The 24,639-nt window shown below is 71.1% G+C and carries 25 protein-coding genes; 12 read left to right on the top strand and 13 right to left on the bottom strand.

Features of this window, described 5'->3' with window-relative positions; all coding sequences use genetic code 11:
* Positions 1–3 precede the first annotated feature (3 nt).
* The 4 genes from ACFV2X_RS44375 to ACFV2X_RS44360 all read right to left on the bottom strand — a co-directional run bounded on the left by ACFV2X_RS44375 (position 4) and on the right by ACFV2X_RS44360 (position 3,925).
* Entirely contained in the window at positions 4–1,527 is a 1,524-nt protein-coding gene (locus ACFV2X_RS44375; protein WP_385627384.1) for a hypothetical protein, read from the bottom strand.
* 109 nt (positions 1,528–1,636) lie between these two features.
* Positions 1,637–2,872, bottom strand: a complete 1,236-nt coding sequence (locus ACFV2X_RS44370) for an MAB_1171c family putative transporter (RefSeq protein ID WP_385627382.1) — start codon at positions 2,870–2,872, stop codon at positions 1,637–1,639.
* Positions 2,865–3,296, bottom strand: a complete 432-nt coding sequence (locus tag ACFV2X_RS44365; RefSeq protein ID WP_385627379.1) for a hypothetical protein — start codon at positions 3,294–3,296, stop codon at positions 2,865–2,867. The genes ACFV2X_RS44370 and ACFV2X_RS44365 overlap by 8 nt, the downstream gene beginning before the upstream one ends.
* A 104-nt stretch (positions 3,297–3,400) precedes the next feature.
* Positions 3,401–3,925, bottom strand: a complete 525-nt coding sequence (locus ACFV2X_RS44360) for a helix-turn-helix domain-containing protein (protein ID WP_385627376.1) — start codon at positions 3,923–3,925, stop codon at positions 3,401–3,403.
* Positions 3,926–4,349: 424 nt separating this feature from the next.
* Between ACFV2X_RS44360 and ACFV2X_RS44355 the strand changes: the two genes are divergently transcribed.
* The 4 genes from ACFV2X_RS44355 to ACFV2X_RS44340 all read left to right on the top strand — a co-directional run bounded on the left by ACFV2X_RS44355 (position 4,350) and on the right by ACFV2X_RS44340 (position 7,567).
* On the top strand, positions 4,350–5,162 hold the full coding sequence (locus ACFV2X_RS44355) for a thioesterase II family protein (RefSeq protein ID WP_385627373.1): 813 nt from the start codon (positions 4,350–4,352) through the stop codon (positions 5,160–5,162).
* Positions 5,163–5,250: 88 nt separating this feature from the next.
* Positions 5,251–5,904 carry a TetR/AcrR family transcriptional regulator gene (locus tag ACFV2X_RS44350; protein WP_385627371.1) on the top strand — a complete coding sequence of 218 codons (654 nt, stop codon included), beginning with the start codon at positions 5,251–5,253 and terminating at the stop codon, positions 5,902–5,904.
* Positions 5,905–6,156: 252 nt separating this feature from the next.
* Positions 6,157–6,912, top strand: coding sequence for an NPP1 family protein (locus ACFV2X_RS44345; RefSeq protein WP_385627368.1), 756 nt, complete (start codon positions 6,157–6,159; stop codon positions 6,910–6,912).
* Between the two features lie 145 nt (positions 6,913–7,057).
* On the top strand, positions 7,058–7,567 hold the full coding sequence (locus tag ACFV2X_RS44340; RefSeq protein ID WP_385627365.1) for a hypothetical protein: 510 nt from the start codon (positions 7,058–7,060) through the stop codon (positions 7,565–7,567).
* Here ACFV2X_RS44340 and ACFV2X_RS44335 read toward each other — a convergent pair.
* Positions 7,455–7,904, bottom strand: a complete 450-nt coding sequence (locus ACFV2X_RS44335) for a hypothetical protein (protein ID WP_385627363.1) — start codon at positions 7,902–7,904, stop codon at positions 7,455–7,457. The two genes, ACFV2X_RS44340 and ACFV2X_RS44335, sit on opposite strands and share 113 nt — an antisense overlap.
* 176 nt (positions 7,905–8,080) lie before the next feature.
* On the opposite strand from ACFV2X_RS44335, the gene ACFV2X_RS44330 reads away from it, so the two are divergent.
* Complete coding sequence (locus ACFV2X_RS44330) at positions 8,081–8,881, top strand: carbon-nitrogen hydrolase family protein (RefSeq protein WP_385627361.1); 801 nt, start codon at positions 8,081–8,083, stop codon at positions 8,879–8,881.
* A gap of 40 nt (positions 8,882–8,921) precedes the next feature.
* On the opposite strand, the gene ACFV2X_RS44325 is transcribed toward ACFV2X_RS44330, so the two are convergent.
* From ACFV2X_RS44325 to ACFV2X_RS44315, 3 genes are all read right to left on the bottom strand, one after another.
* A complete protein-coding gene (locus tag ACFV2X_RS44325) occupies positions 8,922–9,362 on the bottom strand; it encodes an HIT family protein (RefSeq protein WP_385627359.1) in 441 nt (146 codons plus the stop codon).
* 73 nt (positions 9,363–9,435) lie between these two features.
* The gene (locus tag ACFV2X_RS44320) at positions 9,436–10,755 is read right to left on the bottom strand and encodes an SLC13 family permease (protein ID WP_385627356.1); all 1,320 of its coding nucleotides are present in this window, start codon (positions 10,753–10,755) and stop codon (positions 9,436–9,438) included.
* Positions 10,756–10,887: 132 nt separating this feature from the next.
* Complete coding sequence (locus tag ACFV2X_RS44315; RefSeq protein WP_385627353.1) at positions 10,888–12,042, bottom strand: Gfo/Idh/MocA family protein; 1,155 nt, start codon at positions 12,040–12,042, stop codon at positions 10,888–10,890.
* Between the two features lie 175 nt (positions 12,043–12,217).
* Between ACFV2X_RS44315 and ACFV2X_RS44310 the strand changes: the two genes are divergently transcribed.
* Complete coding sequence (locus ACFV2X_RS44310) at positions 12,218–13,234, top strand: LacI family DNA-binding transcriptional regulator (protein ID WP_385627350.1); 1,017 nt, start codon at positions 12,218–12,220, stop codon at positions 13,232–13,234.
* Here the strand turns inward: ACFV2X_RS44310 and ACFV2X_RS44305 are convergent.
* Positions 13,231–14,181, bottom strand: coding sequence for a DMT family transporter (locus tag ACFV2X_RS44305; protein WP_385627347.1), 951 nt, complete (start codon positions 14,179–14,181; stop codon positions 13,231–13,233). The two genes, ACFV2X_RS44310 and ACFV2X_RS44305, sit on opposite strands and share 4 nt — an antisense overlap.
* A gap of 68 nt (positions 14,182–14,249) precedes the next feature.
* Here ACFV2X_RS44305 and ACFV2X_RS44300 point away from each other — a divergent pair, with 68 nt between their 5' ends.
* Positions 14,250–15,104, top strand: coding sequence for a LysR family transcriptional regulator (locus tag ACFV2X_RS44300; RefSeq protein ID WP_385627346.1), 855 nt, complete (start codon positions 14,250–14,252; stop codon positions 15,102–15,104).
* Here the strand turns inward: ACFV2X_RS44300 and ACFV2X_RS44295 are convergent.
* Positions 15,089–16,021 (bottom strand): LysR substrate-binding domain-containing protein, encoded by a 933-nt coding sequence (locus tag ACFV2X_RS44295; RefSeq protein ID WP_385627343.1) that lies wholly within the window; start codon positions 16,019–16,021, stop codon positions 15,089–15,091. The two genes, ACFV2X_RS44300 and ACFV2X_RS44295, sit on opposite strands and share 16 nt — an antisense overlap.
* A 160-nt stretch (positions 16,022–16,181) precedes the next feature.
* Here ACFV2X_RS44295 and ACFV2X_RS44290 point away from each other — a divergent pair, with 160 nt between their 5' ends.
* The 3 genes from ACFV2X_RS44290 (at position 16,182) to ACFV2X_RS44280 (ending at position 19,975) form a co-directional block, all read left to right on the top strand.
* On the top strand, positions 16,182–17,360 hold the full coding sequence (locus ACFV2X_RS44290; protein ID WP_385627340.1) for a mandelate racemase/muconate lactonizing enzyme family protein: 1,179 nt from the start codon (positions 16,182–16,184) through the stop codon (positions 17,358–17,360).
* A 122-nt stretch (positions 17,361–17,482) separates the two neighbouring features.
* The gene (locus ACFV2X_RS44285; RefSeq protein WP_385627396.1) at positions 17,483–18,424 is read left to right on the top strand and encodes a 5-dehydro-4-deoxyglucarate dehydratase; all 942 of its coding nucleotides are present in this window, start codon (positions 17,483–17,485) and stop codon (positions 18,422–18,424) included.
* A 213-nt stretch (positions 18,425–18,637) separates the two neighbouring features.
* The gene (locus tag ACFV2X_RS44280; protein ID WP_385627338.1) at positions 18,638–19,975 is read left to right on the top strand and encodes a gluconate:H+ symporter; all 1,338 of its coding nucleotides are present in this window, start codon (positions 18,638–18,640) and stop codon (positions 19,973–19,975) included.
* A 159-nt stretch (positions 19,976–20,134) separates the two neighbouring features.
* Here the strand turns inward: ACFV2X_RS44280 and ACFV2X_RS44275 are convergent, their stop codons facing one another.
* A complete protein-coding gene (locus ACFV2X_RS44275; protein WP_385627335.1) occupies positions 20,135–21,049 on the bottom strand; it encodes an aldo/keto reductase in 915 nt (304 codons plus the stop codon).
* A 151-nt stretch (positions 21,050–21,200) separates the two neighbouring features.
* Here ACFV2X_RS44275 and ACFV2X_RS44270 point away from each other — a divergent pair, with 151 nt between their 5' ends.
* A complete protein-coding gene (locus ACFV2X_RS44270) occupies positions 21,201–22,142 on the top strand; it encodes a DUF2690 domain-containing protein (RefSeq protein WP_385627333.1) in 942 nt (313 codons plus the stop codon).
* On the opposite strand, the gene ACFV2X_RS44265 is transcribed toward ACFV2X_RS44270, so the two are convergent.
* Entirely contained in the window at positions 22,117–22,650 is a 534-nt protein-coding gene (locus ACFV2X_RS44265; protein WP_385627330.1) for a peptidoglycan-binding protein, read from the bottom strand. The genes ACFV2X_RS44270 and ACFV2X_RS44265 overlap by 26 nt on opposite strands.
* Before the next feature lie 130 nt (positions 22,651–22,780).
* On the opposite strand from ACFV2X_RS44265, the gene ACFV2X_RS44260 reads away from it, so the two are divergent.
* A complete protein-coding gene (locus ACFV2X_RS44260) occupies positions 22,781–23,701 on the top strand; it encodes a DUF2690 domain-containing protein (protein ID WP_385627328.1) in 921 nt (306 codons plus the stop codon).
* 2 nt (positions 23,702–23,703) lie between these two features.
* On the opposite strand, the gene ACFV2X_RS44255 is transcribed toward ACFV2X_RS44260, so the two are convergent.
* Complete coding sequence (locus tag ACFV2X_RS44255) at positions 23,704–24,630, bottom strand: helix-turn-helix domain-containing protein (protein WP_385627325.1); 927 nt, start codon at positions 24,628–24,630, stop codon at positions 23,704–23,706.
* Positions 24,631–24,639 lie beyond the last annotated feature (9 nt).

Below are 24,639 nucleotides of genomic sequence, written 5' to 3'. Positions count from 1 at the left end.
GTCTCACGGCTGCGAAGAAGTCCGTTCGTTTGTCGTGCCGGATGCGGCGGAGACGCCGCCGGACCGCGACGGCGGTACGGCGGGAGCAGGTTCGGCGAGATCGCCGTCGTCCCCGGTGTCTCCGGGGCTGACCGGGTCCGTTTCGGCGTTCTCGGGGGGCGGGGCGGCTGTTTCGGCCTTCCCGGCCTTCTCTGCTGCGGCCTGTCCGGTGGACTGAGTCACGGAGAAGGACGGAGACGGGGAAGGTGCCGGCTCCGGGGCGGGGGCCGGGACCGGAGCCGGCGCGGGGCTCGGGGCCAGGGTCGGGGCCGGCGCGGGGGCGGGCTCCGCGAAGTCCGCGTCGAAATCAGCTGGGTAATCGGCCGTGAAGTCGGTCGTGAAGTCGGCGTCGACGTAGTCCGGTTGGGCCGGGACCACCGCGTCCCGCTGCCCCTCGGCACGCGCGTCCTGCGGCGACGCGGCCTCGGTACGGGGCCCGGGCACCGCGTCGGCCGGCACCGTGGCCCGCGCGGCCGGGCCCGGGCGCAGGACGGCGGTCCCGGCGGGCGGCTGCCGGCGGTCGCGGCGGATGGTGCGGGCGACGGCCCGGGGCAGGGCCGCCGACTCCAGATCGAGGTGGAGGCCGGGGGCCAGGAGGCGGCCACCGGGCTCGGCGTGGAACGTCCAGGAGGCGCCGGGGACACGGCCGCCGACGAGGGCCCGGAGGCGGCCCGCGGCGCAGAGTTCGGAGATCCGGGCGGCCTGCTCCGGGGTCGGGGACCAGCACACGACGACCGGTGTCAGCGAGGAATCGGCGCACACGCCGTCGGGAAGGGGGCCGGAAAGGGGGTCGGGTTGGCCGTCGAGGAGGGTGTCGAGGTCGGGGCCGGGGTGGCGGGGGTGTACGCCGCGGGCCACTTGGACCGGCGGGCCGTCCGGCAGGTGGTCGATCTGGGCGGCCAGGGCGTGGAGCACACCGCGCGACGCGTGGGGGTCGCCCTCGACCGCGAGGGCGGCGGGGCCGCGCATCCAGTCCACGAGGACGGCACCGGGCTGCCGTCGGTCGACGCCGACGGCCAGCAGCATGCGTTCCGGGCCATCGGACGGGTCGACGGATGCGGCCGGGGCCGACCAGGACCACTCCCCCGGTTCGGCGGTGGCCTTCTGCCAGGGCCCGGCGGGGGGCAGCGGATCGCGCCCGGCCACGACGACGCGGACCTGGTCGCGGGCCGGGCTCAGCTGCACCGCCAGCGCGTAACAGCCGTCATCGGTGGTGGAGTCGGCGTGGTCGAGCGCGGCGAGCGCCGTGGCGGGTGCGGCGGGGTCGGCGAGATAGCCGGAGAGGATCCGGGCCCATCGGCGGTGGCGGCTGAAGACGCGGAAGGGCTCGGCGAACGCCCGTCGCGTCATCCGCACTTCCCAGACGATACGGCGGCAGGTGGACCGAAGGCCGCCCTGGGATCTGATCAACCGCGCTATCAGCCAGACCAGCAGGGTCAAAGCGGCGAGGAAGCCGAGGAGGATCAACCAGGAGGCGCGATCGGGCATGCCGAGAGCGAGCCGTGTGTACACCGGAACCTCACGCTGGGGGACGAGTCGGGGGAACGAACGCGGATGGCACTGAACCGCTCCCACCATACGGCGCGTCAGGCGGAGTTCACTGTTCCGCCTCCGCGAGAGCGCGTGCGACGAGTGGGCTGTCGAGCTGACGAGCGACGGCGACCAGATGCCGGCGCTCGCCCTGCGGCGGCACGTCGATGCCCGGCAGCCGCTCACAGGGCATGCCCGGGGGCCGCCCGGACCTCAGGGCTTCCAGAGCCCCCCTGATGCCCGCCGCCGCGGCCAGCGCGTCGTGTTCCGGCGCGTCGCGGTCGGGTGAGCCGAGGCCGTGTTCGTCGGTGAGGCGCCGTGCCGCGTTCACGATGTGCTGGGAGGTCCAGGGGCGCAGTGCGAGCTGTCCGTCCCGGATTTCATGCGCCCGGCGCAGGGTGTGGAACTCCCAGGCGGAGCCGGAGGGCGGACTGTGCAGGATGACTCCGGGGTCGGCCTGGGTGACGGTGGTCCACAGGGTCTCCAGGGCGTAGAAGTCGCGTCGGCGCTGTCGCCGGGTGCGCAGCGCGGCACGGGTCCATCCGGTGGCCGTGATCACCCCGCCGAGGGAGGACAGCGCGGTGGCCACATGGGAGGACAGGACGTCCAGCGTGTGGGTCCCGAGCACCACGCCGAAAATCGCGATGAGTTTGCATACGCCGTAACTGCCGATGAATGTGCAGCCGATGACCAGGAGGCGCAGACTGCCCCGCAGGATCGGATCGTGAACATCCTTCAAACGTTGGCAGCACACGTACACCATCGACCACAGCGCCCATCCGAAGGCCGCGTGATACACCAGCAGAAAGGCGAACACGGGCGGGCGGTCGGCGAAGGCGGTGTCGAAGGTCAGGGGCCTTTCGCCGGTGGGCAGGTCGGCGGAGAGGAACAGCGCCCACATCACGGCGACGGCGGCGCCATAGCGCGGCAGGACCCGGCGCAGGGCACCGCGCATACCGATCCCCCGGTGCGGCCGACCGCCGTTGCCGCCTTTGCCGCCGGCGAGCCGCCGTGGTGACCACAGCAGCGCCAGCGCGCGGAGACAGCCGAAACACACGATGACCTGCGTGTAGCCGACGAGGGTCGCCAGATTGGAGATTCCGCTGGTCTCCCCGAGCCACCGGTAGACCGCCGGGGTGGCGGCGGTGAAGGCGGCGCCGCCGGCCAGGGCCCCTATGGCCATCAGCAGCAGGGCGGGGATCCGTTCGGCGGCCCAGGCCAGCGCCTTGTACCCGGCCAGCCCGTACATGACGGCGCTCACGGTGGTGTAGGCGAGGGTGTGAACGTCACCCGCCTCAGACATGGCGCCCCTCGCGGTGGACCAGGGACGGTGCGAGGCGGGCGGCCGGTCCGACCTCGGGCGCGAGGTTCAGCTGCTGGTACAGCAGCGTGCCGATGGTCTCGGCCTCGTGCTCGGTGGGGTCGTCGTAGTGGGACCGCCCCAACACCCGGCGCACCACGGCGGGGTCGATGGCGTCGTACCGGGGGAGGTGGCCGAGCAGCAGATGCGCGAGTTCATGGCAGACGACCAGCAGTTGATGGGCGCGGCTGGTGTGCATGGGGTAGTAGATGCGGTCGTGCGTCAGGTACTGCTCGTACCGTCCGGTCGGCTCGCCGGGTGCCACGTCCTGCTCGATCAGTCGCAGCGCCCGCTGGAAACGGGCCTCGTAGGCGGCGTGCAGCTCGGCGAGGGTCGGATGCGGCGGTAGCCCCAGGTCCTTCAGCAAGGCCCGGACCCTGCGCCGTTCGGACCGCATGCCCACGCTGTCGTCCCTTCCTTCGGCGCGCTGTCAGGAGGCCGGTCCCCACGCGGATTTCGGGCGGGGCCGGTTCAGCGTGGCTGTCCCTCGCGGCTCTTGTGCTGGCGGGCGACGCGGCGCAGCTGGTCCACCAGGGTGCAGACGGTCTCGCGCATGTCGTGGGGCAGTACGGCCACGCCCTCGGCGATCTGACGCACCTGGTCATCGTCGAGCAGCCCGGTGTTCGCCGGTGCCGGACCGCCGACGAGCAGGGTCGAGCCGCCGGCTGCACGGTTCAGTTGACCGATGGGCTCGCCACGCCGCTCTTGTTCGATGGCCCGCAGGTGCCGCTCGACATCGCGTGCGTACGGGTCCTCGTCCGGGGAGAAGAAGTACTCCACGCGCACCCCGAACAAGGTGGCCAGCGCGACCGCCCGGTCGGCCCGGGGGACGGAGCGGCCGTTGCGCAGATTGCTGATCTGGCTCACGGACATCCCGACGGCTTCCGCGATCTCCCGCTCCGTGTACGGCCTGCCCAAGTCGGCGGGGTAGATGACCTCTTGCACGCGCTGGAAGCGTCGCGCGAAGCACTCTGCCGCGTCATGACGTCCTGACATCCGTGGACGCTCTCCGGGGTTGTGCTGGGGGGGCGACATAACCGTGGATCCTAAGCGAACCGTGAGGGGGCCACCGCCAGTTCATCCACGCCGGATCCAGAAAACTGCGACCGACCGGCCCTGGATTGCCCGATATGGGGAAGATGTGTCCGAGGTCGGCTGAATTAGTTGACAGTGTCGACGGACGTATTACAGGATCTCCTCGCTCGCAACACACCCTTGGTTCAGCACAACTCCTGATCAAGTAGACCCGTTTTTTCGGTAAAGGAGTTTCCTTGACGCCGGACGAGCTCTTCCGCGGCCCGCGCCAAGAGAATTCACTGACAAGAAGCGTACGTTCCGGGAGTCCCGCGTCCATTAATGGCCGACCGTCGCACAGCCGGGCCCGGAAAAGCGGACAGCCACAGCAGACAGGGGGAATGGCATGCGTGTCAGGACGGTTGACGGTCACCTCCTGATCGGAGACCCCCGATCGCCGCTGAGGGTGCTCTTCTTCCACTACGCGGGCGCGACCGCGCTGTCCATGCTTCCGCTGGCGCGGGCCCTGCCGCCGGGCTGCGCCGCGGTCGCGTTCGAGCTGGACGGCCGGGGGGAGCTGACCGACGCTCCCCCAGTGCACAGCTTCGACGACGCGGTGAAGCGGCTCCTCCCGGCGTTCCGCAGCTGGGTCGACCGGCCCGCCGTGGTGGTGGGGCACGGCCTGGGCGCCCTCCTCGCCCACGCCCTGGTCTCGGCGCTGCCCGGCGAACGCCGGGGCCATGTCAGGGATGTCGTGCTGTCGGGGGCCCGGTCCCCGGCGACCACCGCGCGGCTGGCGGCGCATCCGCGCGCCCCGTTCCTGACCAGGACCCGGGAAGAGCTCGTCACGGAGCTGCGGCGGCACGGCGGCTGCCCCGCGGAGCTGTTCGACTATCCGCATATGCTGGACGTCGCGGTCACGATGCTCGGCCAGGACCTGCATCTCCTGGATACGTACCGGGAACCGCCCGCCATGTCGGCGGGTGGCGGCACGGACTACCACGTGTGGTTCGGCCGTGACGACGAGAGCCTGTCCCCCGCGGAGCTGGAGCGGTGGCGGCTGAGCACACCGTCCTCGCCCCAGCCGCGGGACTTCGCCGGCGGCCATGTCTTCCTCTGCCAGGAGCGGCCGCCGACCGTCGCCCTGCGCGAGCTGGTGAGCGGCCGGCTGGCCGCCGTCAACGGGGAGCCGCCGTCCCCGCGGTGCGGCGCCGCTTGAAGGCACCGGCGAGGAATTTAAAGCAACTGCTTGACTCGGGCCGCGCGGATGCGGTTGCCTGGCCATGTGCCCGAGGAGGGTGGTGATCATGGCCGGCAGGACGGCAAGGGCGGAGCAGGTCAGCGCGACGAGGGAGCTGATCCTGACCGCGGCGGAACAGCTGTTCGCCGAACGCGGGGTGTACGCGGTGTCCAACCGTCAGGTCAGCGAGGCCGCGGGGCAGGGGAACAACGCCGCGGTCGGCTATCACTTCGGCACCAAGGCCGACCTGGTGCGCGCCATCGCGCGTAAACACTCCGAACAGGTCGAGCGGATCCGCACCCGGCTGCTGGCCGAGATCGGCGACTCCGACGACATCCGCGACTGGGTGGCCTGCCTGGTGCGACCGATCCCCGAGCATCTGTCGGCCCTGGGCAGCCCGACGTGGTACGCGCGGTTCTGCGCCCAGGTGATGACCGATCCCGCCCTCCACGACATCATCGTCGAGGAGTCCCTGTCCTCCGGGTCGCTTCCGCAGGTCGTCGAAGGGGTGAACCGGCGGCTGCCCGATCTGCCCGCCGATATCCGCGCCGAGCGGGGCGCCATGGCGCGCGAGCTCATCCTGCACATCTGCGCCGAGCGGGAACGCGCCCTCGCCGAGAACACCCCGACGCCCCGCGCCACATGGCACGGGACCGCCACCGGGCTGATCGACGCGATCGTCGGGATGTGGCTGGCCCCGGTCACGCGCCCGGGGAGTTGAGGAGCGAGGACCTGGTCCCCGTATCCGGGGCACCAGACGACCAGGCCCTCGGCGACCTGTCCGCCGTCTGATCGGCAACCAACTCCCCCGCACTCCACATTGGTTGGCTCTTCACCCCGTCGTCATCTGTCGCCACTGACGTTGTCAGGGAGCAGCGTCCAATATGCGACTCCGTCGCGTGGCAAGAGGCTGACTTGGGCATGCCAACGCTGACCGGCCCGCCCCCACCCCCCGGTCCTTCAGGAGGACGCAGTGAACAGAAGGTCGCGCATCCGCAAGGTCCCGCTCATCCTCGGCAGCGCCGTCGCGCTGGTCATCGCCTTTCCGGGCAGCGCGCTCGCCGACCCCCCGAAGGCACTGCCCGGCAACGCGGACGGAATGGAGCAGACGTTCCAGCCGGCCTTCGACTACGACACGGACGGCTGCTACCCGACCCCCGCCATCGGACCCGACGGGACCCTCAACGGCGGCCTCAACCCGTCCGGGAACCCCAACGGACAGTGCCATGACCAGTCCGACCTCGACAACACCAACGGATACGCGCGCTACAAGTGCAACAACGGCTGGTGCGCGATCATTTACGGCCTCTACTTCGAGAAGGACCAAGCCACGATCGGCGGGCACCGCCACGACTGGGAACACGTCGTGGTGTGGGTGCAGAACAACCAGGCGCAGTACGTCTCCACCTCCGCCCACGGCAACTTCCAGATCCACAGCCGCGACCAGATCCCGTGGGACGGAACGCACCCGAAGGTCGTCTACCACAAGGACGGCCTGAGCACCCACGCCTTCCGCGCCGCGAGTTCGGGCGACGAGCCGCCGGAGAACCACTACCACACCTGGCAGTTCCCCACCCTGGTCGGCTGGAACGGCTACCCCGCGGGGATCCGTGACAAGCTGAGCCAGGCCGACTTCGGCAGCGCTGTCTTCGGCCTCAAGGACGGCAACTTCAACAGCCACCTCGCGAAGGCCAAGCCGTCCGGGATTCCGTTCGACCCCAACGCCTGACGGGCGGGCCGGGAGCGGCACGGGCCGCCGTACCGCCCCCGGCCGCATGGAACGGACCCGGATCACCCGAAGCATTGACGCACTCTCAGCGGACCTCTACCTTTTGGTCGACATCTCGGACTTCGTTCGAAGCCTCGATGAGGAGATGTCCGCCGAGCCCGCCGGGACGGGCGGGACGGTCGGCTCCGCCGAGGCTGCCTCGGCGGCGGTGGCGCGCCCCGTGCGGCCGTTCGCGCTCAAGGACGTGGCGCTGAGCGATGGCCCGTACGCCACCAAGCGCCGGCTGATGCTCGGTTACGGCCGCCGCACCATGGTCGGCGCCCTGGTCGAGGTCCGCGACGCGCTGCGCGAGGAGCCGCGCGCGCTCGGTGTGCCGGGCAGATTCGGCACCGCGGTGGAGCAGATCCGCGGCTCCTACCAGTACATCGACCTGCCCGCCGATGTGCTCGGCGCGGCCGGCGCCCTCACCCTCTCCGCTTGGACACGCCCAGCGCACACCGCGAGCTGGGCCGCGAGGTGTACGCCGCCGAGTCTCCGCTCCGCTATTTTCTGTGCCGGCACGACTTTCTGTGGTGGGCCGACTTTCTGTGCCGACACGGCCTCCGGTGTCGGCAGGCCGCCGGGCACGGCCACGCCCACGCCTGGCGGTCGCTGAGGAATCCCAGGCCGATACCGAGCAGCCAGAAGTCCTTCGCGAGGGGGACGCCTTCGTCAGTGGGCAGCGGGCTGCCCTTCTGATGGGTGCCAGGGGTGCGCAGATAGAACCCCACCAGCCCGGTGGCGAAAGCGGTCAGCCCGGCCCCGGCCAGGGCGGTGGGCACCAGGGGCGACAGGAGCGCCGCGCCCAGAGCGACCTCGGTGGAGCCCAGCAGCCTGGTGAACTGGTGGGGCGACATCCGGCTGAATACGGGATAGGCGCCGGCGGCCATGCCGTGGAGCCCCTGCTCGGTCTGCTCGTCGGCGCGGAGCTTGCGCAGACCGGAGTTCAGCATGAACGCTCCGGTCGTGAGCCGAGGAGCGATGTGGTGGGGTCTCATCACGGGGTACATGGCCTACTCCCTTCGCCGGAAAGCGGGTAACCGTCGGGTAACCCTGCTCACGAGGGGTATGCAGTTCCCCGCTCAGCCACAGCCACCGCCCTCGGCAGAAACAGAGAGGCCCATGTCCCATGCGTATCGCCCTGAGCCAGCTCACCACCGGCCCGGAGCCCCGGCGGAACCTGGCTGCCCTGCGCGAGCAGGCACACCGCGCGGCGGAGGCCGGTGCCCGTCTCGTGGTGTTCCCCGAAGCGGCGATGGCCTGCTTCGGTACGCGGCTCGGCCCGCTCGCCGAGCCGCTGGACGGACCGTGGGCCACCGAGGTGCGGCAGTTCGCCAAGGGCGCCGGTCTGGTGGTCGTGGCGGGCATGTTCACCCCGGCGCCCGACGGCCGGGTGACGAACACCCTGCTGGTCACCGGCCCGGGCGTCGAGACGTCGTACGACAAGATCCATCTGTATGACGCCTTCGGCTTCACCGAGTCCAGGACCGTGGCCCCGGGCTCCAAGGTGGTGACCTTCGACCTCGACGGCCTCCGGATCGGCCTGGCCACCTGCTACGACGTGCGCTTCCCCGAACTGTTCCGGGCCCACGCCGACGCCGGCGCACATCTCTCCCTGCTGCCCGCCTCCTGGGGCGCGGGGCCCGGTAAGCGCGAACAGTGGGAGCTGCTGATCCGGGCGCGGGCGCTGGACGCCACCGTCTGGCTGGCCGCCGCGGGCCAGGCCGACCCCGCGGCCACCGGCCTCGCACCCGCGACCTCCGCCCCCACCGGCATCGGGCACAGCGCCCTCATCGGCCCCGACGGCACCGTACGGGAGCGGCTGGGGGCAGGCCCGGGGCTGCTGGTGGGGGATGTGGACCCCGACGAGGTCGCCGCGGTGCGGCGCTCCGTGTCCGTCCTCGCCAACCGCAGGCTGGACGGCTCATGAGTGCGTGGCGACCGGGCCGCGACAACGCGCCTGCGCGCCCTCACCAGCGGGACCTCAGGCGTCGTACGAGCTCCGCGGCGGCCTCCTCACCGCCCCGTGGTGCCTGTGGCCACTCATCGACCCGCGTCCACCAGAATTCCCGGGGCGTGCCGGGATAGCGCGGCAGGAGATGCAGGTGCAGATGGGACACGCGATCACCGATCACGGCCGCGTACACATGCTCGGCGCCCGCGACCTCCCGCAGCGCACGCGCGGACCTGGCGCTCCAGCGCCCCATGCGCTCGGCCTCCTCGTCCGTGAGGTCGGGGAGCCCGGCCGCGTGCCGACGCGGCTCCACGAGGAGGTGTCCCAGATAGACCTCTGCCGACTGCCCCGGAGCCCGCGGGGACACGTGTGAGACCACCACCAGCTCGTCCTCGTGTACCGGCCCTCCCGGCATCAGCGTGATATCGCGGTGCTTCCGGCACACGAAGCAGTCCACAGGGCACGCTCCTCAGGCGTCTCGGTCGCTCTCCGCGGCTTCGTCATGGTCGCCCTCCTCGACTCGGGGCCGGTCAGCCAAGGCCCGGCACCACCATGGCCAGCCAGGCCACGGCCGGAACCGTCGCCACCACCACGCCCCCGTACACCATCAGCTGCCGGAAGAACCGGTCCCGGTCGACGTCGGGGGCGGCCGCGAGCACCAGGGCGCCGTTGGTGGAGAAGGGGCTGACGTCGACCACGGTGGCCGAGACCGAGAGGGCGGCGACCATGCCGACCGCGCCGATGTCGCCCTTGGCCAGGAAGGGGACCGCGAGCGGGATCAGCGCGCCCATGATGCCGACGGACGAGGCGAAGGCGGAGATGAGGGCGCCGATGTAGCACAGCAGGAGGGCCGCGAGGAGGGGGACGCCGATGTCGCTGACGGCCCGGCCCGCGTAGTCGATGGTGCCCATCTCCTGGAGCACACCGACATAGGTGAGCACCCCGCAGATCAGCAGCACCGTCGGCCACGAGATCTCGTTGGCCGCCTTCTTGCCGTCCTTGGGCCAGAACAGGCTCAGCAGCGCGGCGAGGGTGATCGCGGCGAGGCCCGCGTCGAGGTCGAAGACGAGCACGGCGACGACGAGGGCGACCAGCGCGAGGAGGGTCGCCACCCGGTCGGGGGTCAGGCCGGTCGCCGACTCCTCGACGGGCGAACCGGCAGCCGCCTGGCCATTCCCGTCGGCCGGTGCGGACTCGGCGGCGGCAGCACCCGGGCCGGCCGACCGGGGTACGGTGGCCGCGTGGCGCGGCAGCTTCAGGCCGCCGCAGACGACGAAGACGACGGCGGCGATGACCAGGTTGACCACCAGGCTGGCCAGGAAGAGCGTGATCTCGTTGCCCGGCAGCTTCTCCCGTTCCACGATGCCGTTCACGATCGAGCCGTAGATGCTGATCGGCGAGAAGCCACCGCCCTGGGCGCCGTGTACCACCATGGCCCCCATCAGCAGTGGGCTGATGTCGTACCGCGCGGCGAAGCTCAGCGCGATGGGGGCGACGATGGCCACGGCGGCCGGGCTCACCGCGCCGATCGCGGTGAGGACACCGGTGATCGCGAACATCACCCAGGGGATCAGCGCCACCCGCCCGCCCACGAGTCTGACCGCGGCGTGGACCAGCCACTCCGTGGTGCCGTTGGCCCGGGCGAGGGCGAACAGATACGTCACACCCACGAGGACCACGAACAGGTCCCCGGGAAAGCCCGCGAAGATACCGTCCGCGTCAAGGTCGGCGACCAGCTCTCCCACGCCGAACGCGGCCGCGAAGGACAGAGCACCCATGTTGACGGAGCGGGTGGTGGCCAGCGCGAAGACCGCCACCAGCACGATGATCGAGATGAGTTCGGGGGACAACCAGGGCTCCCGTCGCCAAGTGATCAGTGGCCGAATCACGGTGGGCCCCACGGTGCGTCAGAGTCAATAGATGGGCAAGCCCTTGCTCGCCTCGCACGGGCCCGGACCCTGGCCGGGCGAACGCGTAAGCGCTCAGGCCGGGTTCACCCAGCCGCCCCGCTCGGCGGACCGGGCCATGGCGTCCAGCGCGGCGGCGCTGCGGACGGCGTCGTCCAGGGTGGCTCCGTACGCCGTGCCCTCGGCGATGGAGCGCAGGAAGTGGCACGCCTCGATGACCTTGAGGTCGTCGTAGCCCATGCTGTTGGCCGAGCCGGGCTGGAAGGCGGCGTACTCGCCATGTCCGGGGCCGACGTACACGGTGCTGACGGGCTGGTCCTGATAGGCGGTGCCGCGGCTGACGCCGAGCTCGCCCATGCGGCGGAAGTCCCAGAAGACCGCGCCCTTGGTGCCGTGGATCTCGAAGCCGTAGTTGTTCTGCTCGCCGACCGAGACCCGGCACGCCTCCAGTACACCCCGCGCGCCGGAGTCGAAGCGCAGCAGGCAGGAGACGTAGTCCTCGTTCTCCACCGGGCCCAACTCGCCGCCGGCGGAGCGGGCGTGGCCGGCGGTGGCGCCGGTGGGGCGGGCTCGCTCGGGGACGAAGACCGCGGTGTCGGCGGCCAGCGACTCGATCTCGCCGAGCAGAAAGCGCGCCAGGTCCACGCCGTGCGAGGCCAGGTCGCCGAGCACCCCGCTGCCACCGCGCTCGCGCTCGTACCGCCAGGTCAGGGCACCTTCGGGGTGGGCGGCGTAGTCGCTGAACAGCCGGATGCGGACATGGGTGACGGCGCCGATCTCCCCGGCGGCGATCAGCTCGCGGGCGGCGGCGACGGCGGGCGCGTTGCGGTAGTTGAAGCCGACGGTGCCCTGGACACCGGCCTTGGCCACGGCGTCGGCGACCGCTCGGGCGTCCTCGGCGGTCAGGCCGACCGGCTTCTCGATCCAGATGTGCTTGCCCGCTTCGGCCATGGCGGTGCCGATCTCACGGTGCAGGAAGTTGGGGGCGGCGATGCTCACGGCCTGGACCCGGGGATCGGCGGCCACCTCCCGCCAGTTACGGGCCGCGGTGGCGAAGCCGTACCGCTCGGCGGCCTCCTCGGCGCGGCCGGGCACCTCGTCGGCCACGGCGATCAGTTCGGGCCGCACGGACAGCTGGGGGAAGTGGTGCGGCACGCGGGCGTACGCCTGGGCGTGCACCCGTCCCATCCAGCCAAATCCGACGACGGCGACGCCGAGCGTACTCACCATGGCTGCTCTCCCCTGACTGCCCTGCTCAGGACTGTGGCCTGCGCAGGACTCCGGCCTGCTTGGGACCGCATCTGTTTTGGAACGGTCCACAACGTTCCCGGCCCACCCTGAGGGCCACCTCAGCAGCTGTCAATCCCTTTGACAACCCGGCGCGCCTTATGGAACGGTCCAGGCCATGAGACCACCGACGATCCGCGATGTCGCCGAACGGGCCGGAGTGTCGAAATCGCTGGTGTCCCTCGTACTGCGCGGCTCCGCCCAGGTGCGCCCGGAGAAGCGGCGGGCCGTGCTGGCCGCCGTCGAAGAGCTCGGCTACCGGCCCAACGCCGCCGCGCGCAGCCTCAGCGAGCGGCGCACCCGCACTGTCGGGGTGCTTCTGAACGACATGCGCAACCCCTGGTTCGTGGAGTTGCTGGACGGCCTCAACTCCCGGCTGCACGACTCAGGTCTGCGCATGCTGCTGGCCGACGGCCACCTCAACCGGCGGCTCGGCGAAGACCTCACCCGCACCTTCACGGATCTGCGGGTCGACGGTCTGATCGCCGTCGGCACGCTGCCGGCCCCCGAGGCGCTGCGCACCGCGGCCGGGCAGGTGCCCACGGTGGTGGCGGGCGCCCGTGAGCCCGTACTGCCCGGGGTGGACATCGTGGCGGGCGACGACGAGCACGGCGCCCGGCTGGCCACCGAACACCTCATCGGCCTCGGCCACCGGCGCATCGCGCATATCGCGGGGCAGGGGGCGGTCGGCGAGTTGCGCCGCCGTGGCTTCGAGACGGTGATGCGCGAGCGCGGACTGGGCGCGACGGCGGCCGTGGAGCAGGGCGACCTGACCGAGGAGGGCGGCTATCGGGCCACGGTCCGGCTGCTCGGCGCCCGCGAACGGCCCACCGCCGTCCTCGCGTTCAACGACATAGCCGGCGTCGGCGCCCTGTCGGCCGCCGAAGAGCTCGGCCTGCGGGTGCCCCGCGACCTGTCCCTCGTCGGCTACGACAACACCTATCTCGCGCGGCTGCGCCATCTGTGGCTCACCACCGTGGACAACGCCAGCCATGAGGTCGGCCGCCGCGCCGCGCAGTGTCTGCTCGACCGGATCGCCGACCCCGCCCGCCCCGGCGAGACCGTTCTGACCACCCCGGCCCTCGAGGTCCGCGGCACGACGGCGCGGTGCCCCGGCCCGCCCGACCGCCTCTAGCGGCCGGCCATCTCCTGGGGCGCCTGCTGAGGTGTGGCCTTTGCCCTGATCCGGCCCGCGACGCTGAGCGCGTTGGCCACCACGACGGCTCCCACGCCGGTCCATTCGATCCACCCCAGGCGCTGCCCGAGGACGATCCATCCGACCACGGCGGCGAGGACGGGGTTGACGCTCATGAAGAGCCCGAAGGCCGGTGCCGGTACGCGGCGCAGGGTGAACAGGTCAGCGAGGTAGGGCACGGCCGAGGAGAGGACCCCGGCCGCGACGGCGCAGCCGACGGCCGACGCGGTCGGCGGCTGCCTGATGGCGAGGACGATCCCGACGGGCAGGAACATCAGGGCGGAGAGCGTGGCGGCGGTCGCCGATCCCTGCGCGCCGGGGATGCGCCGGCCGACGGTGCGGTTGAGCAGGATGTAGGACGCCCAGCAGACGGCGGCCAGCAGGCCCAGGCCCGTCCCGACGTAGTCGGCGGAGGGCCGAGGGCGCATCAGGGTGATGACGCCCGCCGCGGCCAGCACCGCCCAGCAGGCGTCGGCGCGGCGGCGTGAGGCGGCCAGGGCGATGGCGAGCGGGCCAAGGAACTCCAGGGTCACCGCGAGTCCGAGGCCGATCCGGTCGATGGCGCTGTAGAGGGAGAGGTTCATGGTCCCGAACACCAGGGCCAGCAGCAGCACCGGCCACCACTGCCGCCAGGTGAAGCTGCGCGGCCGGGGGCGGCCGACGGCGATCAGGACGATGGCGGCGACGTATTGGCGTACCGCGACGACGCCGAGGGGGCCGAGCGCGGGGAAGGCGAAGGACCCGGTGGCGGCGCCGATCTGGTTGGACAGGCCACTGCCGATCATGGTGGCCACACCGGCCAGGCGTCCTCCCCCGGACTTGGGGGCGGAGGCTGCCGGGACGGCCCGGTGGGCGGGGGCTGCCGCGCGTACGGATGCTGTTCGCATGCCCCGATCGTGCGGCGGCCTCTCTCTTGCGCAAAATGCATCGACGGCGGGATCTATACGCTTGAGTCATGGATATCGAGCTGCGGCAGTTGCGCTGTCTCGTGGCGATCGTCGACGAGGGCAGTTTCACCGATGCCGCCGTCGCGCTCGGTGTCTCCCAGGCGGCCGTGTCCCGCACGCTGGCCTCGCTCGAGCGGGCGCTCGGGGTGCGGCTGCTGCTGCGTACCTCCCGTGAGGTGACGCCGACGGGCACGGGTCTGCGCGTGGTGGCGCACGCCCGGCGGGTGCTCGGCGAGGTGGACGGGCTGCTCCGGGAGGCGGCCTCGGGCCACCGGCGGCTGCGGATCGGTTACGCCTGGTCGGCGGTGGGCCGCCATACGCTGGCGTTTCAGCGCCGTTGGGCTCAGACGGTCCCCGAGACGGAGCTGCAGCTGATCCGCGTCAACTCCGCCACCGCGGGGCTGGCCGAGGGTGTCTGCGATCTGGCCGTCGTCCGCAGGCCGCTGGACGACCGGCGCTTCGACTCCGCCATCGTGGGGCTCGAGCGGCGGCTGTGTGCCCTGGCCGCCGACGATCCGCTGGCCTCGCGCCGTTCGGTCAGGCTCGCCGATCTCAGCGGGCGCACCCTGCTGGTCGACCGGCGGACCGGCACCACCACCGCGGAGCTGTGGCCCTCCGGCTCCCGCCCGGCGACCGAGGAGTCACACGACATCGACGACTGGCTCATCATGATTTCCACGGGCCGGCGGGTGGGGATCACGGCGGAGTCCACTGCGCACCAGTATCCGCGGCCCGGTGTCGTCTACCGGCCGGTGCGCGACGCCGAGCCGATCGCGGTGCGGCTCGCCTGGTGGCGGGACGATCCGCATCCCGCCGCCCCGGCCGTGATCGAACTGCTCACGGCGCTCTACCGGCCGGAGTGAGCCCCGGACTCCGGTTCCAGCTCCGGCTCCGGCTCCGGCCATGGCAGGTGGCGGAGCAGCGCGTGCAGCACCGGGTTGTCGTTGTTCTCGCGCCAGACGAGGTTGAGCTCCACAGGGTTGGGGGTCTCCAGCTCGACCGGTTTGAAGACGACATCCGCATAGCGCAGCCGCGCGGCGGCCTCGGGGACCAGGGACACCCCCAGGCTGCAGTTGACCAGGGCCAGGATGCTGTGGACCTGGCTCAGATATTGGGAGAAGACGGGGGCCACATGCGCCGCGCTGAAGATGCTGATGAGCAGTTCGTGGAAGTAGCGGGAGTCCGTGGGTGAGTACATCAGGAACAGCTGGCCGTCGAAGTCCGCGACCTGGAGCGCTCCTTCGCGCGCCACCAGGGGGTGTTCCTTGGGCAGCGCCGCGAGCAGCCGCTCCCGTACGGCCGGGCGGGAGCGCAGCTCCGGGTTGGTGACCGAGGGCCGGCCGAGACCGAGGTCAAGGCGGTTCTGGGTGAGGGCTTCCAACTGGTCGCGGGTGACCATCTCTTGCAGCACGATCTCCGCGCGGGGCATGGCCGCGCGGGCGGTTTCCAGCAGGGTGCCGAGTGTGGAGTACGCGCTTGCCGCGGTGAAGCCGATGGCGATGCTGCCCGCTTCCCCGGTCGACACCTGGCGGACGGCGAGCGCCGCGTGTTCCGACTGGCGCAGGATACGGCGGGCCTCGGTCAGGAAGGCGCGCCCGGCAGGGGTGAGCCGCACCGACCGGTTGGTGCGCTCCAGGAGCCGGACCCGCAGGTCGTTCTCCAGGAGCTGGATCTGGCGGCTCAGCGGTGGCTGTGTCATCTTGAGCCGTTCCGCGGCCCGTGTGAAGTGCAGTTCTTCGGCCACTGCCACGAAGCTGGCCAGCTGGGCGAGTGTGAACAATGATGCTCTCCCTGTATCAACGCATACAAACTTTAAGTTAGACGGAGATCAATCGACCACCTAGCGTCAAGGGACGGCCGAGCGGACACGCCCGCCGACACCGCGACCGGCCACCTCAGGGACCGGCCGCCCCGCCCGCACTCACAGGGGACGCTAAGTGATGAGCACACCGGAAACGACGGCACATGCCGCGCAGCAGGCAGGGGAGGCGACCCTCGACAGGATCTCCTGGATCAAGCTGTCCTCGGTCACCCTTCCACTGGCCACTCCGATCAGCGACGCGAAGGTCTTCACCGGGCGGCAGAAGCCGATGACCGAGGTGGCCTTCCTCTTCGTCGAGCTGGCCACCGAGGGGGGACATCAGGGCATCGGTTTCAGCTACTCCAAGCGGGCCGGCGGCCCCGGCCAGTTCGCACACGCCAAGGAGATCGCCCCCACTCTGCTGGGCGAGGACCCCAGCGATATCGCCAAGCTCTGGACGAAGCTGGTGTGGGCGGGCGCCTCCGTCGGGCGCAGCGGGCTGTCCACCCAGGCGGTGGCGGCCTTCGACATCGCCCTGTGGGATCTGAAGGCCAAGCGGGCCGGTCTGCCCCTGGCCAAGCTGCTGGGCGCCCACCGCGACTCCGTACGCTGCTACAACACCTCCGGCGGTTTTCTGCACACGCCCACCGAGCAGCTGCTGGAGAACGCCTCCCGCTCGGTGGCCGAGGGCATCGGCGGCATCAAGCTCAAGGTCGGCCACCCCGACGGCAAGGTGGATCTGAGCCGGGTGACCGCCGTACGGGAGCACCTGGGCGACGAGGTGCCGCTCATGGTGGACGCCAACCAGCAGTGGGACCGGCCCACCGCCCAGCGCATGGGGCGTGCCCTCGAGGAGTTCGGCCTGGTCTGGATCGAGGAGCCGCTGGACGCCTATGACGCCCGCGGCCACGCCGCCCTCGCGGCCTCGCTGGACACTCCGGTGGCCACCGGGGAGATGCTGGCCAGCGTCGCCGAACACTGGGAGCTGATCCGCAACGAGGCCGCGGACATCATCCAGCCCGACGCACCGCGCATCGGCGGTATCACCCAGTTCCTCAAGCTGGCCACCCTCGCCGAACACCACCACCTCCAGCTCGCCCCGCACTTCGCGATGGAGATCCACCTCCACCTGGCCGCCGCCTACCCGTACGAGCCGTGGGTGGAGCACTTCGACTGGCTGGAGCCGCTGTTCAACGAGCGGTTGCGGATCAGTGGCGGCCGTATGCATGTGTCCTCCCGGCCGGGTCTCGGTATCACCCTCAGCGAGCAGGCCCGGGCCTGGACACAGGCGGACCACGAGCTCGGTACGCGTCCCTGAACGTACCGCCGGCGCGGAAACGGGTCGGAAATCGGGTCGCGCACCCATTGACCTGTTGGGTGAGCCACCCTAACCTCCATTCTCATATCTAGATTCACGTATGTGGAGAACAGTTCATGACTATGAACACGGCGGTCCAGGATGTCGCGCAGCGACTGCGTGATGGCATGGCGCGCGGTGTGCTGTCCTTCCCCCTCACCAGCTTCGGTGACGACGGCAGCCTCGATCTGGACGCCTACCGTGAGTATCTGACCGCTCAGCTGGACACCGCCCCCGGCGCGGTGTTTCCCGCGTGCGGCACCGGGGAGTTCACCGCCCTGGACGAGGACGAGTACCGCCAGGTGATCACCACCGCGGTGGAGGTGGCCGACGGCCGTATGCCGGTGGTCGCCGGCATCGGCTACGGCTACGCGCAGGCGCTGCGCTTCGCCCGGATCGCGGAGGAGGCCGGCGCCGACGCCGCTCTGGTGCTCCCCCACTACCTGGTCAAGGCCCCGCAGGACGGCCTGGTGGAGCAGGTGCGGCGGATCGCCGCCGGGACCGGACTGCCGCTCATCGCCTACCAGCGCGACCACGTGGCGTTCACCATCGACGGCCTGCGGCAGATCGCGGAGATCCCCACCGTGATCGGCCTGAAGGACGGACACAGCGACCTGGACCGGCTGCAGCGGCTGACCCTCAACGCCCCCGACGACCTCCTGTTCTTCAACGGGGCCGCCACCGCCGAGATGCAGGCACGCGCATACGCCACCGTCGGCGTGCCCGCGTACTCCTCAGCCGTCCACGCCTTCGCACCCGAGATCGCGGGCGCGTTCTTCGACGCGTTCCAGGCCGGCGACGACGAGACCGTGGACACGCTGCTGCGTGACTTCTACGTCCCGCTGGTCGAGCTGCGGGACCGGGTGCCGGGCTACGCCGTATCGCTGGTGAAGGCCGCCGCCCGGCTGCGCGGCAAACCGGTCGGCCCGGTGCGCGCCCCGCTCACCGACCCCGGCCCCGAAGACCTGGCCGACCTCAAGAAGCTCCTGGAGACCGGTCTGAGCCTCGTGGCCGCCGACCGCTGACCGGGACGACAGAACACTGATGGGATCCGGGCGGCCCCGTACGCCGCCCGGCCCAGCCTTCCGCCGCATCCCCGCGACGAGGGCCCGACCGGCACGGCTGCCGGCATGACCGGGCCATCCCCCACACCCCCTCACTCCGATCCGCGTACGCGATCCGCATACGCCCCACGGACCGGAAGCCACTTCCTGAGCAGTTCAAAGGGGAACTGACCCATGCCTCTTGTCGTAGTAGGAATCAGCGTCCTGGCGCTGCTCTTCCTGATGACCAAGGTGAAGCTGAACGGCTTCATCTCCCTCCTCCTCGTGGCCGTCGCCGTGGCGCTGGTCCGAGGCGTCCCGATGGAGAAGATCCCGGACGTCCTCGGCGAGGGTGTCGGAGGGCAGATCGGCGACACCCTGATCGTCGTCGGGCTCGGCGCCATGCTCGGCCGCGTCATGGGAGACTCCGGCGCCGCCCAGCGAATATCCGGCAAACTCATCGACGCCTTCGGCCTGCGCCGGGTCCAGATAGCCATGGTGGTCACGGCCATGCTGCTGGGCGTGACGATGTTCTACGAGGTCGCCTTCGTGATCATCGTTCCGGTGGCGTTCACCATCGTCCGGGTGACGGGCAAGAACCTGCTGTGGGTCGGCCTCCCGATGTCGATCGCGCTGTCCACCATGCACAGCTTCCTGCCGCCCCACCCCGGCCCCACCGCCGTCGCCGCCACCTTCCACGCCTCCGTCGGGCTGACCCTCTTCTACGGCCTGTTCTTCGCCATCCCCTTCGGAGCGCTCATCGCGCTGGTGTGGCCGCGCCTCCCGTTCGTCAGGAAGATGAACCCCACCATGCCCAAGGGCCTGGTCTCCGAGCGCACCTTCACCGAGGAAGAGATGCCCAGCATGGGCTGGTCCCTCTCGGTGGCGCTGGTCCCGGTGGTGCTGATCGCGTTCGCCGCCGTGTACGACATGGCGGTGTCCGAGTCCAACCCCGCCCGCCCCTTCATCACCTTCATCGGCTCGGCGCCGGTCGCCCTGCTGCTGACGCTGCTGCTGGCCATCTGGGCGTTCGGCCCGCGCATCGGCCGGTCGCTCTCCGAGGTCAGCGCGTCCTGCAACTCCGCGGCCCAGGCGATGGCCATGATCCTCCTCGTGATCGGCGCGGGCGGCGCCTTCAAGGGTGTCCTCGTCGAGGGCGGCATCTCCGACTACATCAAGGACGCCACCGAAGGCTGGAACATCTCGCCGATCATCCTGGCGTGGCTGATCGCCGTCATCCTCCGTATCGCCCTCGGTTCGGCGACGGTCGCGGTCGTCACCGCCGCCGGTGTGGTGGCGCCGCTGGTCGCGGACAGTGGAGTGCACCCCGAGATGATGGTGCTCGCCGTCTCCTGCGGGTCCATCGCCTTCAGCCACGTCAACGACCCCGGCTTCTGGATGTTCAAGGAGTACTTCAACCTCTCCGTCATCGACGCCATCAAGGCTCGCACCACTTACACCACCACCCTCGCGGTCCTCGGACTCGGTGGCGTCCTGGCCGTCGAGGCCTGCCTCGACGCCCTGGGCGTCTAGCTACCGCCACCGCCACCGATCGATCACCCACGCGCTCGCTCCGACGCCGGTTCCCCTCCGGCGCCGGAGCGAGCGCGTGTTGGCGTGTCATGCCGAGTTGTCTGTCACCGCCTCGGTGTCACAGCTCGTCGGTATCCATTCGCCGGTATCCATCGGTATCTATTCGTCGGTATCTATGACGGACGCCTCGTCGTCGGAGAGCCGCAGCGCCGCCGCGGCCACGTTCTCCACGAGGTGGTCCGGGTTCCCGGTGCCGGGGATGGCCAGCACATGCGGCCCCTGCCGCAACGTCCACGCCAGCCGCACCTGCGCGGGAGTCACCCGGTGTGCACGGGCGGCGGCGAGCACCGCCTCGCCGTCGGTCGCCCTCGCGCCGGAATCGCGCCCGGCGCCGGCGATCGCGTAGAACGGCACAAAGGCGATGCCCTGCTCACCACAGGCCCGCAGAAAATCCCGCTCCTCGGCCGGCGCGCCGACACCATAGGCATTCTGCACACAGACCACCGGCGCGATGGCCTGAGCCTCGGCCAGCTGCTCGGGCGTGACATTGGACAGGCCGAGGTGGCGGATGAGCCCGGCGTCCCGGAGGGCGGCCAGCGCGCCGAAGTGTTCCGCAATGGAGCCGGACCTGCGGCTCGGCGGAACACGCAGATTCACCACATCCAGGTGGTCACGGCCCAGCTGGCGCAGATTCTCCTCGACCTGACCGCGCAACTGGTCCGGCGTGGCCCACCACCAAGCACCCGACGGGTCCCTGGCCGGCCAGACCTTCGTGGCGATGACGAGATCGTCCGGGTAGGGCGCCAGCGCCCGGTTGATCAGCTCGTTGGCGGACCGCAGCGACGAGAAGTAGAACGCCGCCGTGTCGATGTGGTTGACGCCGAGCTCGATCGCCCGCCGCAGCACCCCGATCGACCGGCCACGGTCGCTCGGGGTGCCGAGGTCGAAGGCGGCGCTGCCGGTCAGCCGCATCGCCCCGAATCCAAGGCGGTTGACGGTCAGATCGCCGAGTTTCCACGCGCCCGCGGCCGCGGCGGTGGGTGTCTCTTCGGTCGTGCTCGGCTCTTCGGTCATGCTCGGCCTCACGTGGTCGTCCCCTCAGCGGTGTGGTTTTCAGGCATGAAAAAAGCCTCCTCGGCGGAGGCGGTTCCGCGACGAGAAGGCTCAACAACTGCTGAGTAGGATACCGCATGGGCGACAGGTGGGGCAGCGGAGGGGAATGCTGATGGCCCGATGGCGACCGCTGCCTGGTGAACTTCCGCCCCAGGCGCGGCGGCTGGCCGAAGAGTTACGACTGCACAAGGACCGCTCACGGCTGAGCCTGAACTCGCTCGCGGCCAAGACCGCGTACAGCAGCTCGTCGTGGCACCGCTATCTCAACGGGCGGGCGCTGCCGCCGTGGGAGGCCGTCGACGCGCTCGGCCGGCTCACCCGGGCGGACCGGGGGCTCCTGCGTGTGCTGTGGGAGTCGGCCTCGGACGCCTGGACGGCGGAACAGGGCCCGAAGGAGCCCGAAGATCCGAAGGCGGCGGAAGATCCGGAAGCAGAAGAAGCGGCGGAGGCGGCGCGGCTCGGGGCCGGGAGCAGCGCCGGTCGCACCTGGTTGCCCGGCCGGGTGCGGCGCCTGTCCCGCAGGACGGTCGTCGGCGCCGCAGGGGCGGGGTGCGGTCTGCTCGCCGTACTGCTCCTCCTGCTCCTCGTACGCCCCTGGAGCGGCGACACCCGCCCGCGCAGCGCGCCACCGGGAGCGCCCGAGGGCTCACCCGCCTGGCCCTGGGACCTGCGCGCCCCGGGGTCGGCTTCCGCGGACGGGCGTTGCGCGGGCCGCTCATGCCAGGGCCGGGATCCCTACCGGGAGGGGTGCGACCGCGACAGCGTCACGGTCCATGCGCTGAGCGCGGACGGCCGGACCCTGCGCCTGCGGTACAGCCCGGTGTGCCGGGCGGTATGGGCGGAAGTGGATCCGGCGGATGGCACCGAAGAGCTGCTGGCCGCCGCCGCGGGAGCCACGACGCAGACCGCGGCCCGGGGCGCGACCCGCACCGCGATGGTGGCGGCCGACCAGCACCGGGCACGGGCCTGTGTGGTGGTGGCGGGGCGGCAGCTCGGCGTGACCGAGCACGACAGCTGGATCGGCCCGGTCAGTGGCGGCACTGGACGAGGGTGACCGCGTCCCTCCGCAGAGCATGGAATCGGCCGCCGTCGTACACCTCGTACGCGCCGCTGCCCGACCGGCGCAGCGGCAGGTTCCGCTCCTCGCCCTGATACGCCGTCCACGGCGGGATCCGGGTGAGGCGCCGGCCGGCGAAGCCGAAGGTCGCGGGGCCCACGATGCCGTCCGCGTCCAGGCCGTGATTGCTCTGCCACAACCGGGTCGCCTCGGCGGTCGCCGCGTCGTACGTACAGCTGACACCGGACCGGGGCAGATAGCCGTCCGCCCACAGCACCCCCTGCCACATCCCCACCAGATCGCTGCGTGGCACCCGTCCCACGGCGAGCTGCGGCTCGTCCCGCCAGTCGTCGGCGGGCGCCCCCTGCCCGTCCACATATGGCGCCACATACGAGTCCACATACGAGGGCGGGGGCGATGCGCCGCCGGGAGCCGCGCCCAGCGCCAGCACGGCCGACATCGCCAACACCGTGACCGTCCTCGACGCTACGGCGCCGCGCGCCATGCTCATTCCTCCCCTGAACGGCCTGAGGCCCTGACAGTTGGCGGAAAAACGGCTGCTGTCCGACCCGCTGAAACCAGAGTGGCGTAAAGAGGAGTATGCATCACGCGGAAACCAAGGCTGGGATGTGGCCATGGCCAACTGGAAATCGCTGCCGCAGGACCTCGATCCGGATGTCCGCGACCTCGTCGAGCAACTGCGCCAGTACAAGGACCGCAGCGGGCTGAGCCTGGCCGCTCTCGCGGAGCGGACCTTGCACAGCAAGTCCTCCTGGGAGCGGTATCTCAACGGCAAAGCGCTGCCCCCGCGGCAGGCCGTGGAGTCGCTGGGCCGCGCCGTGGGAGCCGATTCGGCCCGGCTGGCCGCCCTGTGGGAGCTGGCCGAACGGGCCTGGAGCGGCCGCGAGGCACCGGGACAGGGACCGCCCGCGGGCTCCCCCACGTCCACGGACTCCGCTGCCCCCACTGCCCCTTCCTCGCACGCGGAGGACGTCGCACCGCCCGCCGGACGCACAGCGCGGGGCAAGCTTCTCCTGATCGCGGCAGCGGTGGTGACCGTCCTGGCGCTGAGCGCTGCCGCCGTCGTGTGGTGGGGACCGGGTGATTCCACCGGGCCGCACACCGTCGCGCACTCGGCCTCCCCCTCGGCCGCCGGGCAGCTGTACACGCACTGCTTCCAGGAGAGTTGCGCCGGCAAGAGCCCCAAGGAGACGGGCTGCGCAGGAGACGCCTGGACCGCGGCCATGACCAAGGTCCATGGCGTGTATGTGGAGTTACGGTACAGCGACTCCTGCAAGGCGGCGTGGTCCCGCATCAGTTGGGGACACCCCGGTGACATCGCGAAGGTGGTGGCGGCCGAACACGCCTCGTACCAGGACAAGGTCCACTACGACACCGACATCTACAGCCCCATGGTCGCCTCCGCCACTCCGTCGGCCGCCCGGGCGTGCACCGTCCTCACCTCGGGCGCGCACGGCTGCACCAGACCAGGGGGCACGACACATCTCACCGAGGCCCCCGACCCCACCCTCTCCCCCAGCGCCGGCAACCGCTGAGTTCAACTGTCCCGACCCCCGTACGCCATGGGTGCCAGGCGCCTTCGGTACTCCGCCGGGGGCAGTCCGTACGCGCGCTTGAACGCCCGCGCGAACACCGCCGCGTCCCGGAACCCCCATCTCGCCATGATCCGGCCTACGCTCTCGGCGGCGCGGCCGGGGCTGAGCAGATCGGCCCGACAGTGTTCCAGCCGCCGCTCCCGGATATGGCCCCGGACGGTCCGCTTGTCCTGCTGGAAGATCTGGTGCACATAGCGCAGGGAGATGTGATGGGCCCTGGCGATACCGGCCGGGTTCAAGTCGGGATCCGTCAGTCGCAGGTCGATATAGGTCTTGATCTCGTCCAGCAGGGCCGCCTGCCGCGATATCGGCCGCCCGGGGTCCCCCAACCGCCCGCGGTCCCCCAGGTCGGCCATGCCGCTGAGGAGGGCGACCGTGAGGTCGACCACCGCCGAACCCAGCCATGTCGCCTGCCACTCCTCCACCTCCGCCGCCTGGGCGGCGAGTCCCATGAGGAGGTCGGCCAACAGCGCCCCCGCGCCACCCGCCGACTCCAGGGGCCGGGCCGCCGGGGAGCACACCAGCCGCACCGGGACCGGTAACGCCCGGCGCGGCAGGCACACCACCAACGCCCGGGCCGATGGCGCGCCGCGGACCGTCAGGGGCGTCGCGGCGTCCGGCGGGGCCCACAGGGCCAGAGCCCCCGGGGCGAGGCGGACCGCGTCGTGGCCGCCGCCCAGCGTGAGCGGCCCGCCCGAGGCCAGCACCACCTGCCACACCTCCGCCGTCCCCCAACTGGCGCGACCCCACGATGCGCCGTCTCTCGCGGATCTCGCCGACAGCCCGGCGGAGCACAGCATCAGCAGGCGCGCCGGGCCGAGGTCCAACTCGGTCGGCTGGTGTGGCGAATCTTGTGTGGTGCCGTACATGGTGATGGG

Source organism: Streptomyces sp. NPDC059679 (assembly GCF_042734105.1).
Classification (GTDB): Bacteria; Actinomycetota; Actinomycetes; order Streptomycetales; family Streptomycetaceae; genus Streptomyces.
The sequence above is the reverse complement of the archived record's forward strand: the minus strand, read 5'-3'. Positions and strand labels throughout refer to the sequence as shown.